General features: G+C 66.1%; 13 protein-coding genes. 6 read left to right on the forward strand and 7 right to left on the reverse strand.

The genetic code is table 11. The features are described from left to right. Positions 1-48 precede the first annotated feature (48 nt). From AUC70_RS18305 to trxA, 6 genes are all read left to right on the forward strand, one after another. On the forward strand, positions 49-720 hold the full coding sequence (locus tag AUC70_RS18305) for an aminoglycoside phosphotransferase family protein (RefSeq protein ID WP_280138224.1): 672 nt from the start codon (positions 49-51) through the stop codon (positions 718-720). Positions 721-732: 12 nt separating this feature from the next. Then, positions 733-1,458: a nucleotidyltransferase family protein gene (locus tag AUC70_RS04885; protein ID WP_069443826.1), complete on the forward strand. Its 726-nt coding sequence runs from the start codon at positions 733-735 to the stop codon at positions 1,456-1,458. 91 nt (positions 1,459-1,549) lie between these two features. Further along, on the forward strand, positions 1,550-3,724 hold the full coding sequence (gene addB, locus AUC70_RS04890; RefSeq protein WP_158007359.1) for a double-strand break repair protein AddB: 2,175 nt from the start codon (positions 1,550-1,552) through the stop codon (positions 3,722-3,724). Between the two features lie 41 nt (positions 3,725-3,765). Further along, positions 3,766-4,518, forward strand: coding sequence for a PD-(D/E)XK nuclease family protein (locus AUC70_RS16125; protein WP_244505523.1), 753 nt, complete (start codon positions 3,766-3,768; stop codon positions 4,516-4,518). A 16-nt stretch (positions 4,519-4,534) separates the two neighbouring features. Next, entirely contained in the window at positions 4,535-8,074 is a 3,540-nt protein-coding gene (gene addA / locus AUC70_RS04895; protein ID WP_069443827.1) for a double-strand break repair helicase AddA, read from the forward strand. A 64-nt stretch (positions 8,075-8,138) separates the two neighbouring features. After that, on the forward strand, positions 8,139-8,471 hold the full coding sequence (gene trxA / locus AUC70_RS04900) for a thioredoxin (protein ID WP_045364278.1): 333 nt from the start codon (positions 8,139-8,141) through the stop codon (positions 8,469-8,471). A gap of 18 nt (positions 8,472-8,489) precedes the next feature. On the opposite strand, the gene AUC70_RS04905 is transcribed toward trxA, so the two are convergent. From AUC70_RS04905 to AUC70_RS04935, 7 genes are all read right to left on the reverse strand, one after another. Beyond that, the gene (locus AUC70_RS04905; protein WP_069443828.1) at positions 8,490-9,791 is read right to left on the reverse strand and encodes a bifunctional folylpolyglutamate synthase/dihydrofolate synthase; all 1,302 of its coding nucleotides are present in this window, start codon (positions 9,789-9,791) and stop codon (positions 8,490-8,492) included. 137 nt (positions 9,792-9,928) lie between these two features. Beyond that, on the reverse strand, positions 9,929-10,996 hold the full coding sequence (gene accD, locus AUC70_RS04910) for an acetyl-CoA carboxylase, carboxyltransferase subunit beta (protein ID WP_083241268.1): 1,068 nt from the start codon (positions 10,994-10,996) through the stop codon (positions 9,929-9,931). Positions 10,997-11,024: 28 nt separating this feature from the next. Then, a complete protein-coding gene (trpA, locus tag AUC70_RS04915) occupies positions 11,025-11,861 on the reverse strand; it encodes a tryptophan synthase subunit alpha (protein WP_069443829.1) in 837 nt (278 codons plus the stop codon). 2 nt (positions 11,862-11,863) lie between these two features. Next, the gene (trpB, locus tag AUC70_RS04920; protein ID WP_069443830.1) at positions 11,864-13,087 is read right to left on the reverse strand and encodes a tryptophan synthase subunit beta; all 1,224 of its coding nucleotides are present in this window, start codon (positions 13,085-13,087) and stop codon (positions 11,864-11,866) included. Continuing rightward, a complete protein-coding gene (locus tag AUC70_RS04925) occupies positions 13,084-13,743 on the reverse strand; it encodes a phosphoribosylanthranilate isomerase (RefSeq protein WP_069443831.1) in 660 nt (219 codons plus the stop codon). The genes trpB and AUC70_RS04925 overlap by 4 nt, the downstream gene beginning before the upstream one ends. Positions 13,744-13,853: 110 nt before the next feature. Then, entirely contained in the window at positions 13,854-14,072 is a 219-nt protein-coding gene (locus AUC70_RS04930; RefSeq protein WP_069443832.1) for a hypothetical protein, read from the reverse strand. Between the two features lie 10 nt (positions 14,073-14,082). Further along, positions 14,083-14,427: a LapA family protein gene (locus tag AUC70_RS04935; RefSeq protein ID WP_069443833.1), complete on the reverse strand. Its 345-nt coding sequence runs from the start codon at positions 14,425-14,427 to the stop codon at positions 14,083-14,085. Positions 14,428-14,456 lie beyond the last annotated feature (29 nt).

A 14,456-nucleotide genomic window follows, 5' to 3' on the forward strand; every position in this document is an offset into this window, starting at 1 on the left:
GCCAGGCCGACCTATGGCAAAGGGCCGTCGACGTGCTGCTCGCGCTCAGTGAGACGCCGCCCGAGGACGCCTCCCTGTCCCCGGCAGCAGCCCCTACGCCCTGCCCCGGTTCGACGCCGAAGCCATGCTGATCGAGGCCTCGCTCATCGTCGAATGGCTTTGGCGGCCGCGCAGGGACGCGCATTGCCCCAAGAAGTGCGGACCGAGTTCGAATCCCTCTGGCGGCCGCATCTTGAGGCCGCCGCTGAAGCGGATCCGGGATGGGTCCTCAGGGACTACCATTCGCCCAATCTAATGTATTTGCCGGATCGCGACGGCATCCGGGATATCGGCCTTCTGGACTTCCAGGATGCGCTCCGCGGCCCCCTTGCCTACGACCTCGTCTCCTTGCTGCAAGACGCGAGGCTCGATGTCCCCGAAGCGCTTGAACGGGCCGAACTCGACCGGTACTGTGCCGCCCGAACGGCGCGGGGTGGGACTTTCTCAAGCGATGATTTTCGAACGCTCTACGCCACGCTTGGCGCCCAGCGGAATTCCAAGATTCTCGGCATCTTCGCCCGTTTGGCGAAGCGCGACGGAAAACGCGCCTATCTGGCTCATATGCCGCGGGTCGCGCGTTACCTGGAACGGGACCTCGCTCACCCGGCGCTCGCACATTTGCGCGACTTCTACGCGCGGGCCTTCCCGGCCGCGGAGGACCTTCCGCCGAAGTCGCTCTAGAAGGACACCACGATGACTCCTGTACGCAGTGCGATGGTGCTCGCCGCCGGGTTTGGCGAGCGCATGCGTCCCCTCACCGACAAGATGCCGAAACCTCTCGTGCCGCTGATGGGCCGGTCCTTGATCGATCATGTCCTCGACCGGCTCGATGCCACGGGCGTCGAGACGGCGGTGGTGAACGTGCACTATCTGCCCGACCAGATCGAAGCGCATATGGCGGCACGCGCCGATCGAGGTCCGAAAACGATCATCTCGGACGAACGGGAGCAGCTGCTCGACACGGGCGGCGGCGCGACCAAGGCGCTGCCCCTGCTGGGCGAGGGCCCGTTCTTCATCCACAATTCGGATTCGGTCTGGAGCGAGGGCGTGACGCCCGCGCTGTCCCATATGCGGCGCCACTGGAATCCGGCGCTGATGGATTGCCTCCTGCTGCTCGCCCCGTTGTCGACCAGCATCGGCTATGGCGGCCGCGGCGACTTCGATATGGAGCCGGACGGACGCATCTCCCGGCGCGGCGAACGCCAAGTCGTGCCCTTCGCTTTCGCCGGTGTGTCCCTGTGCACCGCGGCGCTTTTCGAAGACGTTCCCGAAGGCCCCTTCTCGCTGAACTTGCTCTGGGACCGCGCTCTCGAGAGAGAACGCGTCTATGGCGTGCGCCTGGATGGCCGCTGGATGCATGTGGGCACGCCCGAGGCGCTCACGGAGGCCGAGGCCTCTTTCGAGCACGAAGGCGCATGAGAAAGACGCGTGTCTGAGCCCCGCGCACAGCCCCGCCTCTACACAATCCCGCCTTCGGCGCCTTTCCTCACGACCCTGGCAAGGGCCATCCTTGCCGGCGATTTGCCCGCGCCGGGCGGCGCCAAACCGGGCCTGCTCGACCTGCCGCAGACCACAATCTATTTGCCGACGCGGCGCGCGGCGCGCACCTTGCGCGAAGCCTTTCTGCAAGATCCGGCGGCGAAGCCTGCTGCTGCCAAGAATCCTGGCGCTCGGCCATGCGGACGAAGACGAAGCACTGATCCTCGATGCCGACCGCTTCGCGGAGGCCGATGGCACGCTCGGCATCCCGGCCATCGAGCCGACCGCACGGCTGATCGCGCTGACGCAGATGATCCTGGCCTGGTCGCGCGGCCTGGCGGCGGGGACGTTGGGCACCGAAGTCCCGATGCCCATGACGCCGGCGCAGGCGACGAGCCTTGCGGGAGACCTTGCGGCGCTGATGGACAGCGCGGAGTCCGAGGAAGTCGACCTCGCCGCACTCGAAACGCTGGTGCCCGAGGAACTGGCGGCCCATTGGGCCGAGACGGTGGACTTCCTCACTATCGTCACCGAGCAATGGCCCGCGTACCTCAACGAGATCGGTCTCGTCTCACCGGTGGGTCGGCGCAACCTGCTCATGGCGCAGGAGACCGCGCGGCTCGCAGCGGGTTCGCCCTATCCCGCAATCGCGGCTGGCTCAACCGGCACGGTGCCTGCCACTGCGCGGCTTCTGCAAACGATCGCGCATCTGCCGAACGGGGCGGTTGTCCTGCCCGGTCTCGATCTCCTCCTCGAAAGCGAAAGCTGGGAGACACTCCCTCGCCATCCGGAGCACCCGCAAGCGGGCATGGCCGAGCTTCTGACGAAACTTGGCGCCACGCGCGAGGAGGTCGCTATCGTGCCCGGCAGCGACCCTGGGCCCGCTGCGGAGGCGCGCTTGCGTCTCGCCAGCGAGACCTTGCGGCCCGCCGAGACCACGGAGCGCTGGCCCCAGGCGTTCGAAGGCGTCGGCGAAGGACCGGAGTCCGATCTTGCGGAGGCGCTGAAAGGCTTAAGTCTCGTCGCGGCGCCCACCGCCCATGACGAAGCCGAAGCCATCGCGCTCATCCTGCGGGCGTGCATCGAGGAGCCCGGCAAAACCGCGGCCCTGGTCACCCCGGACCGGGAACTCGCACGGCGGGTGGCGGCGCGCCTGCGGGACTACGGTCTCGCCATCGACGACTCCGCCGGGACGCCCGTCCGGCGCACGTTGCCGGGCGCGTTTCTCGATCTGGTGCTCGCCGCCGCCGAGAGCGATTTCGCGCCGCCCGACCTGATGGCGCTGCTCAAGCACCCGCTGACGCGCCTGTCGCGGCCCGCAGGCGAGATCCGCCATATGGGGCGCGCTTTGGAGCGGGCGGTGTTTCGAGAGAACTATCTCGGTCGGGGGCTGGCGGATGCGGCCAGGGCCCTCGAAAATCTCGACCACAGAGTGCCCGTCACGAAACCCGAAGCCGCGGCGGCCTCGACGCTTGTCGAAGCGCTTCAGGCGGCTTTCGCGCCCCTCACGGACCTGTTCGAGGGAAGCGCACCGCACGACGCGGCGAGCCTGGTGCGGGCGCATACGGCCGCTGCTGAAGCCCTGGCGCGGGACGAGACCGGCGCCTTACCGCTCTGGGGCGGCGACGCGGGCGAGGCCTTGACGGTACTCCTGTCACGGCTGATCGAGGACGGCGGCGGCTTTGAGATGCGCGCGCGCGAATACCCGGCCGTTTACCGCACCCTGCTCGCAGGCCACGCGGTGCGCCCGACACGGCCCGCCCATCCCCGGCTGTTCATCTGGGGCCAAATGGAAGCCCGGCTGCAGCAGCCCGATCTCATGGTTCTGGGCGGGCTCAACGAAGGCACTTGGCCCAAGCCCCAAGACTCGGACCCCTGGCTCAACCGGCCTATGCGCGAAAGGCTGGGCCTGTCATCGCCGGAGCGCCGCATCGGGCTTGCCGCCCACGATTTCGCCCAGGCGCTTGGCGCCAAGTCCGTGGTCCTGAGCCACGCCCTCAAAGTGGAAGGCGTGCCGACCGTGCCGTCGCGCTGGCTGCAGCGGCTGCAAGCGCTGGTCGATGCCGCAAAGCTGAACGAGGCTCTCGCGCCCAGTCAGGATTGGATTGCCTGGGCCCGGGACCGGGACGCGATCGATGACGATGACTTCAAACCCGCCGAGCGGCCCCGCCCCCGCCCGCCCGTGGCGCGCGGCCGCGGAGCCTGAGCGTCACCCAGATCGAACGCTGGATCGCGAACCCTTACGAGATCTACGCGCGGCACATTCTGAAACTCACCCCGTTGTCCCCGCTCGGCGCCCAACCGGACAACGCCATGCGCGGCTCCGCATTCCACGCGATCCTGCGAAAGTTCACGGAAACCCACCCGGACGCACTGCCGGACGATATCGAGGCCGCGCTGAATGAGATCGGCGATGCGGCGTTCGCGACCCTTGGCGATAATCCGAGCCTGCACGCTTTCTGGCGCCCGAGCTTCCGCCGTTTCGCCGCGTGGTTCGCCGCTACCGAACCGGCACGCCGCGCCAATGTCCTCCAGTCCTTCGCCGAGGTGACCGGCGTCCTGGAGCTACCCTCCGGCTTTCGCCTGACGGCGCGCGCAGACCGCATCGATGCGGCGGAAGACGGGACGCTCGTGATCTATGACTACAAGACCGGCCCGCCGCCGAGCCAAAGCCACGTCAAGGATCTCTATCGGCCGCAATTGCCGCTGGAGGCCGCGATCGCCAAAGGCGGCGGCTTCGAAGGCCTGGGTCCCTGCGAGGTGACGGGGCTCGAATATATCCGCGCGTCGGGCCGGGGCGAGGGAGGCGAGCAGCAAGCGGCGAGCAAGGAAAGCCCAGACGTCTTGGCCAAGTGCGCGCTCGAACAGCTCGAAGCGCTGGTCGCCTATTTCGACGACCCCAACACGCCCTACGAGGTCAAACGGCGCGCAAACGCCGGCTTCACGGACGCTACCGGTTTGACGACTACGAGCAACTCGCCCGCGTGCCTGAATGGCTGACCGAGGGAGACGGCTCATGACCCAGTCGACCGACCTCGTTCATACCGCCGACACCAACCAGGCACGTGCGTCCGAACCTGAGGCCTCCGTCTGGGTGTCCGCCAACGCTGGGACCGGTAAGACCGCCGTGCTCGTGCAACGCTTCCTGCGGCTCCTGCTGGCAGGGGCGTCGCCCGAAAGCATCTTGTGTCTCACCTACACGAAGACGGCCGCAGCGGAGATGCAGAACCGTCTCCTCAAGACCCTGTCGGGCTGGGCGTTGATGCCGGACGAGAAGCTGCGCGAGACGCTCGGCAAGCTACTTCGCAAGCCCTTCGACGAGGAGGACATGCGGACCGCACGGCGGCTGTTCGCGCGCGTGCTCGAGGCGCGGGGCGGATTGAAGATCCATACCATCCACGGCTTCTGCGAGCGGCTGCTGCAGCGCTTCCCCCTGGAGGCGACGGTGACGCCGAACTTCACCGTGCTCGATGAGACGACAGCTAAGCACACGCGCAACGAGGCCTTCGATAGTGTTGCGATGGAGGCCGCTGCCAGCCCCGACAGCCCGTTGGGGCACGCTCTCGCCAAGGTCGTCGCCCTGACGAGCGAAGACCAATTCCGCGATGTCGTGGGCGAGATCCTGGCGAAGCGCGCGGAGCTACAGCGGATCGTGCGGCGGCATCAGCAAAGTGCCTCTGCGGCCGACTGGCCCAGCCTGGAAACCGAAGCGCTCAAGACCTTCTTCCAAGTCGCCGAGACCGACGAAGCCGCGCTCGTCACCGAACAAGGCAACGTGCTCTCGGTCGAACAGCTCGACACCGCACTTGAAGCGCTCGCCGCGTTCGGCAAGGTCAAGACCGACAAGAGTACGGAAGACACCTTGCGGCACGCGCGACATGCGACGGGAGCGGCCCGCGCCGCCTTGTTCAACGCGCTGTTCCTGACGCAGAAGGGGACGCCACGGGCGCGGCTCGTGACGAACGCCGTCGCCGACAACGCGCCCCAGATTGTGGACATGCTCGACGCGGCCAAGATGACGTTCGCAGATCTCGAAACGGATCTCGCACACTTGCGCGTGGTGGAGGCGACCGGCGCGGTCCTGACTTTTGCTGACGCCGTCCAGACCGCATACGACGCGGCCAAGCGGCGCGAAGCCGCGCTCGACTATGACGACCTGATCGTCAAGACGCTCGATCTTCTGTCGCGCAGCAACGCGGCCGCCTGGGTGCTCTACAAGATCGACGGCGGGATCGATCACATCCTCGTCGACGAAGCCCAGGATACGAACCCGGAACAATGGTCCATCGTCGAGGCGCTGGCGGCGGAGTTCTTTGCCGGTGCGAGCGCGCGGCCGCAGCCGCGCACGCTGTTCGCCGTCGGCGATGAGAAGCAATCGATCTACAGCTTCCAAGGCGCCAACCCCGTGCGCTTCGGCGAAACCGGACGCCTGTTCAGCAAAGCGGCGCAAAACGCAGATATGACCTGGCATGACGTGCCGCTCAATGTCTCTTTCCGCTCGACCGTCCCGGTGCTGGAGGCCGTCGATCGCGTGTTTGCGCAGGACGAAGCAGCGCGCGGACTGACATTTCTGGAAGGCGCGCAGATTACGCACTACGCCGCCCGCCAGGGACAGGCCGGTATCGTCGAACTGTGGGAGGTCGAGGAGACAAAGCAGCCCCTGGACAGCGCGCCCTTCGAGCCCTGGAACGAGGACGAAAGCGGGGCCGATGCGCTGGAGGCATTGTGCTCGCGCCTCGCACGCCAGATCCGCCATTGGCTGGATACCAACGAACGCTTGGAGTCCCAGGACCGGCCGATCCGGCCAGGCGATATCCTCATCCTTGTGCGGCGGCGGCAGCCCTTCACCGCACCGATGATCCGTGCACTGAAGCGAGCGCACATTCCCGTGGCCGGCGCCGACCGCATGCGCCTTCTCGAGCAACTCGCCGTGCAGGACCTGATGGCGCTGGGCGACGTGCTGCTCATGCCCGAGGACGATCTGGCGCTCGCCGTCGTGCTGCGAAGCCCGCTGTTCGGGCTGGAGGAGGAGGCGTTGTTCGATCTGGCTCACGGCCGCGAGGGCTCTCTCTGGTCCGCGCTGATCGCAAAGGCCGAGAGCGATAACCGATATGCGGAGGCCGCGACGGAACTGCGCGCACTTCTGGGGCAAGCCGACATGCTGCCGCCCTTCGAGTTCTACGCCTCATTCCTCGGTGAGCAGTCCATGCGCATGCGCAAGCGGATGTTGGCGCGGCTTGGGCCCGAAGCCGCCGAAGCCATCGATGAATTCCTGGATGCGGCGCTCGCCTACGAACGCGAACATCCACCCTCCTTGCAAGGCTTCATCGCCGCCTTGCGCGAGGGGGACATCGACGTCAAACGCGACATGGAGCAGGACCGCGACGAAGTCCGCATTATGACCGTGCATGGGGCGAAGGGCCTGCAGGCCCCGATCGTGATCATGCCCGACACGTGCTCGGTGCCGCAGGGCCAGGGCCCGCAGGTCTACCTCCCGCCCCGGGCGGGCGGCATTCCGGACGACGCCCCGCATCTTGTCTGGCCGCCTGCCGGGCATTCGAGCGTTCCCGGCCTTGACGACGCCAAAGCCGCCGTGAAGCGCGCCGCGCAGGAGGAGTACCGGCGCCTCCTCTATGTGGCGATGACGCGCGCCGAGGACCGGCTCTATGTGTGCGGCTGGCAGGGCTTGAAGAAGCGCAGTGAGGGGTGCTGGTATGACCTGATCGAAAGCGGTCTGCGCGGGCAACTGACAGCGCTGGAGGATGCGGACGGCCGCACCGTCCACAGGATGTCGTGCCCTCAGGAAGCCCCACCGAAGACGAAGGACGAGGCGCCCGCGGGTGGGCCTGCCGCTCCGTTGCCCGGCTGGGCACGCTCACCCGCCCCGCAGGAACGGACCGGCGCAAAGCTCTCACCGTCCCGGCTAGCGCAGAACGCAACGGGCGAAGGGCCCTTCGGGACCGAACAGCCCCCGCTTGGGCCGAGCGCCCTGGCCGAAGACATGCGCTTCGTTCGCGGCCGGCTTATCCACGCGCTGCTTCAGCATCTGCCGCAAGTCCCGGAGGACGAGCGCCGGTCGGCGGCGGAACGCTTCGTGTCGGCGCGGGGCGACGTGCTCTCCGCGGAAGCGCAAACGGAGATCGTCTCCGAAGCCCTCGAAATTGTCGGCGATGCGCGCTTTGCGCCGCTGTTCGCGGGCGACAGCCTGGCCGAGGTGCCCGTGGTGGCGCGGATCGGCGAGGGAGAGCAGGCCTTCGACCTGGAAGGCCAGATCGACCGCCTCGCCATTCTGGAGGATGGGCTGCTGATCCTCGACTACAAGACCAACCGCCCGCCCCCGACAGAGGAAGAAGATGTAGCGCCCGCCTATATCGGGCAGCTCGCCGCCTACCGATTGGCGCTCCGGACCATGTTCCCCGGCAAACCGGTCCGCGCGGCCCTCCTATGGACCGATGGGCCGCGCCTCATGGAGATCTCTTCAACTTTGCTTGAGAGGGCCGAACGCGACATCTTGCGGGCCCGGGGCGGCCTTGACGCACATGAGGGGCGCACCTAGGTTCCGGGGGACAGCAGATTAGTCCGGTCGGACGCTTCCGGCTGGCCATGAGGAGAGACGATCGATGGCGACCGACAAGGTTTCAGACGACACATTCGAGGCGGAAGTTCTCAAGTCCTCGACGCCGGTAGTGGTGGACTTTTGGGCCGAATGGTGCGGCCCGTGCCGTCAGATCGCGCCCGCGCTCGAAGAGATCGCCAAGGACCTCGGCGATAAGGTGAAGATCACCAAGCTCAACATCGACGAGAATCCGAACGCCCCCGCCAAGTACAATGTGCGGGCTATCCCGACCCTCATCATCTTCAAGGATGGCGAAGTGGTGGACACGCTTCGCGGCGCCTACCCCAAGAATCAGCTCGCGGCCTGGATCGGCGGCGCTGTCGACGGGGTTGCGTAGAGCGTACCGCGCTCCAGCTTATCGGCCTGAATGAAGCTTGAGGACGTGGCCCGCGAGATACAGCGAGCCGCAGATGAGGACGCGTGCGGGTTCCTCGCCCGACGCCGAGCGTAGCAAGGCCTCCTGCACGCTGCTCGCCGGCACGGCGTCGAACCCGGCGGCTTGCGCAACCTCCGCCAATGGCCCTGCGTCGAACGCATTCGGCTCTCCGGGGATCGGCACCGTATAGACGCGTTCCACCAGCCCCTTGAACGGCGCGATGAAGCGCTCGGCGTCCTTCGTTTCCATCATGCCCCAGATGACATGCACGGGTCGCGGTACACGCTCGTCGAGTTCGGCGAGTGTGTTGGCCACCACTTGGCCGCCCGCCTCGTTGTGGCCGCCGTCGAGCCAGATCTCGGTGCCCTCGCTTGCATAGGCGTGAAGGGCGCCAACGGCGAGGCGCTCGAGCCGTGCCGGCCAGTGGGCACTCGTGACGCCCTCCTCGAGCGCGCTTTGCGTCAGCGCATCGCCGAACACGACGCTCGCGGCGGCAATCGCCATCCCCGCATTGTCGATCTGATGCCGGCCGGCCAAACGCGGCAGGGGCAGATCGAGCAAGCGCGACGTGGTCTGAAAGATCAGCCGGCCCTGCTGCTCGAACGTATCGTAGTCACGGCCCGCCACGTGAAGAGGCGCGCCGACCTCCGCCGCACGCGCTTCGATCACTGCCAAAGGCTCGGGCTCCTGGCGGCCGACGATACAGGGCACGCCGGGCTTCATGATGCCCGCCTTCTCGCCTGCGATCTTCGCAAGGGTGTCGCCGAGGAACGACACATGGTCGATGGCGATCGGGGTGATGATCGTGAGGGCGGGCTTCTTGACCAAGTTGGTCGCGTCGAGGCGGCCACCGAGGCCCGTCTCCAGCAACAGCAGATCAGCCGGCGCCTCGGAAAACGCAAGGAACGCCGCAGCCGTCGTGATCTCGAACAGGGTAATCAGCGCGCCGCCATTGGCCGCCTCCGTGCGCTCCAGGCAATCGACCAGCCGCGCCTCGCTGATCGGTGCCGCGCCATGGGGGCCCGCCAGAACGATCCGCTCGTGGAAGTCCACGAGATGGGGCGAGGTGTAGACGTGGACGCGCTTGGACATCGCCTCGGCGATCGCGCGCACAAACGCCAACGTCGAGCCCTTGCCGTTCGTGCCGGCGATATGCACGACGGGCGGCAGGTGGTCCTGGGGATCTCCGAGACGGTGCAGCAGCGCCTCGATGCGACCCAGCGACAGGTCGATCGATTGCGGGTGAAGCGATTTCAGCCGCTCGAGAAGCGTCGAGCTCATGACCTCGGATGGGTCCGGCGACGCGCCACGGGCACTATCGGGTAGACTGGTCAATCCTCAATCGGCCTTATCGAAGGAACCTTGCTCCAGGTGCCTGGCATGGCCGGTCTTCATCGAAGGGGCCAGCCCTACGCAGCTTATGCATTCTGAGACGTTTCTTGATTAGCGCCATTGCTTGGGGCTTGCGTCAAGACCTCCTCCGCCTCCGGCTCCTCGTGGTGGCTCTTGTCGAGGCCGTTACCGCTGTGCTTCGCGGGCGCATCCTGCGCCTGGACCGGCGCCTGTTCCTCGGGAGACTCCGCAATGGCGGGACGATGCACGAGAGCCTTCACCTGGTCTTCGGCGGTGGCGTCGAGGCGGCGATGGAGGAGCAGATTGCAGATGCGTGCCAGCGTGGCGCGCAGGTCGTGGCGATGGACCACCATGTCGACCATGCCGTGTTCGAGAAGATACTCGGACCGCTGAAAGCCCGACGGGAGTTGCTCACGAATGGTCTGCTCGATGACACGCGGGCCTGCGAAGCCGATCAGCGCTCCAGGCTCGGCGATGTGGACGTCGCCCAGCATGGCATAGGAAGCGGTCACGCCACCCGTCGTCGGATTGGTGAGCACGACGATGTAGGGAAGATTCGCCTCGCGCAGTTCCTCCACGGCCACCGTGGTCCGCGGCATCTGCATGAGCGAAAGAATGCCTTCCTGCATACGCGCGCCGCCCGAGGCGGCGAACAGAATAAACGGGGCATTGCGCACCAGCGCCGCGCGCATCGATGAGATTACCGCCTCGCCGGCGGCCGTGCCGAGCGAGCCGCCCATGAAGTCGAAGTCCTGCACCGCGGCCACGACCGTATCGCCGTGCAGCTTGCCGATGCCGGAATGGACCGCATCGTTGAGGCCGGTCTTGCTGCGGGCATCCTTGAGGCGTTCGGAGTAGCGCCGCTCGTCGCGGAACTTCAGCGGATCGTGCGGCACGTCCGGCAGATGCAGCGCCGCGTATTTCCCGTCGTCGAATAGCGCCTTCAGCCGGGCCGGGCCCGTCATGCGCATATGAAAATCGGATCCTGGTACGACGAACTGATTGGCCTCGAGATCCTTGTAGTAGATCATCTGGCCGGTCTCGGGGCACTTGACCCAAAGATTGTCCGGAATCTCCTTCTTGCGAAGGAAGCTGCGGATTTTTGGTCTGACGACGCTATTGATCCAGTTCACTGGTCCAACTCTCTACGCTGCTGCCGCTTTAGATCGCCGAGGCTTCGGCGGGCTCATGGAGTGCCTCGGCGAGATACTCAACAAACCCCAAAAGCTTCGGTTTGGTCTCCGCCGTCGCCTGACCGTTCGCGTCGAGCGTCTCCTCGATCGACGAAACCAGGGCCGACCCGACAACCACGCCCTCCGCGAGGGCCGCAAGTTCGCGAACCTGCTGGGGCGACTTGACGCCGAAGCCGATCGCGATCGGAAGGTCGGTATGGGCCTTGATGCGGGCCACATGTGCGCCGACCGACGAAACGTCGGGCGCCGCGGTTCCGGTAATCCCGGCTATCGAGACATAATAGACAAAACCCGACGTGTTCGCGAGCACGGCGGGAAGCCGCCTCGCATCCGTGGTGGGCGTTGCCAACCTAATGAAATTCAATCCTTTTTCGGATGCGGCGGGGCGCAACTCCTCGTCTTCTTCGGGCGGCATGTCGACGATGATCAGGCCGTCGGCGCCCGCTTCGCTCGCATCGGTCACGAACCGGTCGACGCCGTAAATGTAGATGGGATTGTAGTAGCCCATCAGCACGATCGGGGTGTCCTGGTTCTCGGTCCGGAACTCCCGCACCATGGCCAGGGTCTTTTTCATGTTCTGGCCGCCCTTCAAGGCACGAAGCGAAGAGGACTGGATGGCCGGACCGTCGGCCATGGGATCGGAGAACGGCATACCGAGCTCGACGATGTCGGCGCCCGCCCCGGGCAACCCCTTCAGCAAGGAGAGCGAGGTGTCGTAGTCGGGATCGCCCGCCGTGATGAACGTGACGAGACCGCCACGGCCTTCCGCCTTCAGCCTTGCGAATGTCTGATCGATCCTGGTCATGACTACATTTCCATCGAGAGGTGTTCGGCGACGGCGAAGATGTCCTTATCGCCGCGCCCACACATGTTCATGACCAACAAATTGTCCTTCGGCAGCTCGGGTGCAAGCTTCCGCACATAAGCCAGCGCATGGGACGGTTCGAGGGCGGGAATAATGCCTTCGAGCTTCGTGCAGAGTTGGAAGGCCTCAAGCGCTTCCTTGTCCGTCACGGCCACATAGGTGACGCGGCCCGAGTCCTTGAGCCAGGAATGCTCAGGGCCGACGCCGGGATAATCCAGCCCCGCCGAAATGGAGTGGCCCTCGAGAATTTGTCCGTCGTCGTCCTGCAGCAGATAGGTGCGGTTGCCGTGCAGACGCCCGGCCCCCCCGGTCATGGATGCGGCATGGCCGTTCGGCACGTCAATGCCGTGACCGCCCGCCTCGACGCCGTAGATCGCGACGGAGCGGTCGTCGAGGAAGGGGTGAAACAGCCCCATCGCGTTGGACCCGCCGCCGATGCACGCGACCAGCGTGTCAGGCAGACGGCCTTCACGCTCCATCATCTGCTCGCGCGTTTCCTTGCCGATGACGGACTGAAAATCGCGCACCATGGCCGGATACGGATGCGGACCGGCGACGGTCCCGATGATGTAGAACGTGTCGTGGACGTTCGCGACCCAGTCGCGCAAGGCGTCGTTCATGGCGTCCTTGAGCGTGCCGGACCCGGACGTGACCGGATTGACCTTGGCGCCGAGCAGCCGCATGCGGAACACGTTTGGCTTTTGCCGCTCGATGTCGGTTGCGCCCATGTAGATCTCGCACGGCAGTCCGAAGCGCGCGGCAACGGTCGCCACCGCCACGCCGTGCTGGCCGGCGCCCGTCTCGGCGATGATGCGCGTCTTACCCATGCGTCGCGCGAGTTGAATCTGTCCCAGACAATTGTTGATCTTGTGCGAGCCCGTGTGGTTGAGCTCGTCGCGCTTGAAGTAGATCTTGGCGCCGCCGAGATGCTCCGTGAGCCGCTCAGCGAAATAGAGCGGGCTGGGGCGTCCCGAGTAGTGCGCGTTCAGAGAGTCGAGTTCGGCCTGAAAGGACGGGTCGGCCTTCGCGTCGGTATAGGCCTGCTCCAAATCCAAGATCAGCGGCATCAGCGTCTCGGCCACATAGCGGCCACCGAACAGGCCGAAATGGCCATGCTCGTCTGGACCGCCGCGATAGGTATTCAGGGCATCCGTCATCGTGCTCATGATGCTTTCTTATGCTCTGGCGCCGCGCCCCGCGCCGCTTGAACAAATTGCGCGATAAGGCCTGGATCTTTCTCACCCGGCGCCGTTTCCACCCCGGACGAGACGTCGACCAACGACGCGCCCGACAGGCGGATCGCTTCTGCGACGTTGGACGCATCGAGCCCGCCCGACAGCGCGAACGGCGCGGATGCGCCTTCGAGGATCGCCCAGTCGAAACGAAGACCGTTGCCGCCGGGCAAGTCGGCGCCGGCCGGCGCCTTGGCGTCGAACAGGATCCGGTCCGCGATACCCTCGTAGCGCGCGGCGGCGCTCACGTCGGCGGCCTCCGCAACCGGAACCGCCTTGAAGACGGTGAGGCCCGTCTTCGCCTTGATGGCCGCGGCGCGCTCAGGCGTTTCGGAGCCGTGAAGCTGCAGCACATCCGGACGTACATCGACGGCAATCGTGTCGATCAGCGCATCATCGGGATCGACGAGCACCGCAACGGTCTTGACCCGCCCGCGCGCGGCCGTCGCGAGACGCTCTGCATCCGCAGGCGACAGATTGCGCGGGCTCTTCGCGAAGAAGACCAAGCCGACGAAATCGGCGCCTGCGGCAATCGCGGCATCGAGACTGGCGGGCGTCCGCACACCACAAATTTTAACTTCGACCGTCACGGGAGCTCTTCAAAAAGGTTGTGACACGGGGGGCGCCGGATCGGGGGCCCCGAGCGGCGCTCACCCTATGAAATCCAGGCGCTTAAGTCCATCGCACCGCAACATGAGCGTTACCGGGCGACCCGGCTGCGCCAGCGATAGGCCGCGACCCCAGCCCAGACCGCCTCGAGGACACCGAAGGGCCAAGCACCCTGCAGGAAGCCATACGCCGACCCGAGGAGACACGCAAACGCGAACGCTAAGATGTACCAGGGACTGCGGTCCTCAAGCGCGTAGGTGACCAGCATCGCGGTCACGGCAATGAGACCGAAAACGGTCAAGGGATCCATGGGGAAAGGCCTACTGGGCGGGAAGCTGCGGCCGCTGCTGCGCGGTGTTGGCCGATTCCAGCTCTCGTTCCAGCCGGTCGGCCTGCCGGCGCCAGTCGCGTGCTTCGCGCGCCTCGGCCCGGGCCGTGCGGCGCCATTTGCCCTGGTTGATCCAGGAGGCGAAGCCCCCGATCAGGAGGCCGAGCGCAAAGGCGCAGAGGAGGAACAGAAACAGCGGGGCCTCGACCATATAGCCCTGGTCGCCGCCGAACGGATCGAGAATGAGCTCGGCCGGTCCGCGATTGACGACGGCTAGCGCGATCAGCGCCAGGCCGAGCGGGATGATCACAAGTCCCAGGACGAGCTTCCGCGTCACGTCTCGCTCCCCAAGCGGCCCGTTCGGGA

The sequence above is a fragment of the Methyloceanibacter stevinii genome (assembly GCF_001723355.1).
GTDB classification, from domain to species: Bacteria; Pseudomonadota; Alphaproteobacteria; order Rhizobiales; family Methyloligellaceae; genus Methyloceanibacter; species Methyloceanibacter stevinii.

Excerpts from the sequence above, each read along its gene's own strand:
- trpA (WP_069443829.1), bottom strand. The coding sequence starts at position 11,861 with ATGACCAGGATCGATCAGACATTCGCAAGGCTGAAGGCGGAAGGCCGT.
- AUC70_RS04905 (WP_069443828.1), bottom strand. The coding sequence starts at position 9,791 with ATGAGCTCGACGCTTCTCGAGCGGCTGAAATCGCTTCACCCGCAATCG.
- trxA (WP_045364278.1), top strand. The coding sequence starts at position 8,139 with ATGGCGACCGACAAGGTTTCAGACGACACATTCGAGGCGGAAGTTCTC.
- addA (WP_069443827.1), top strand. The coding sequence starts at position 4,535 with ATGACCCAGTCGACCGACCTCGTTCATACCGCCGACACCAACCAGGCA.
- AUC70_RS04885 (WP_069443826.1), top strand. The coding sequence starts at position 733 with ATGACTCCTGTACGCAGTGCGATGGTGCTCGCCGCCGGGTTTGGCGAG.
- trpB (WP_069443830.1), bottom strand. The coding sequence starts at position 13,087 with ATGAGCACGATGACGGATGCCCTGAATACCTATCGCGGCGGTCCAGAC.
- AUC70_RS04930 (WP_069443832.1), bottom strand. The coding sequence starts at position 14,072 with ATGGATCCCTTGACCGTTTTCGGTCTCATTGCCGTGACCGCGATGCTG.